Here is a 303-nt window from a genome sequence, read left to right as displayed (position 1 = left end):
CTAGCTTTGACCAGTATCAGCTTCAAGAATCTGAAGCGAAAAACTTAAATATGTTATTTGATATTCCGCTTCAAGTAACAGTTGAGCTAGGAAGAACGAAAAGATCTGTGAAAGGAATCCTTGAACTATCGCCAGGGTCCATTATAGAATTGGACAAGTTGGCAGGTGAACCAGTTGACATATTAGTAAATAATCACTTGATCGCAAAGGGTGAAGTGGTTGTTATTGATGAAAACTTTGGGGTCCGTGTAACAGATATCATTAGTCAAACAGACCGACTAAATAAACTAAGATAAACAATGG

At 37.3% G+C, this 303-nt stretch carries 1 protein-coding gene; it reads left to right on the top strand.

Annotated elements, in window-relative coordinates:
* Positions 1-296 (top strand): flagellar motor switch protein FliN (gene fliN / locus PZE06_RS27915; RefSeq protein ID WP_275792389.1); only part of this gene is annotated, 296 nt, incomplete at its 5' end.
* Positions 297-303: the final 7 nt, after the last annotated feature.

The sequence above is a fragment of the Robertmurraya sp. DFI.2.37 genome (genome assembly GCF_029211245.1).
Lineage (GTDB): Bacteria > Bacillota > Bacilli > Bacillales > Cytobacillaceae > Robertmurraya > Robertmurraya methanolica_A.
Note: the sequence above shows the minus strand (reverse complement) of the source record. Positions and strands in the feature narration are given on the sequence as shown.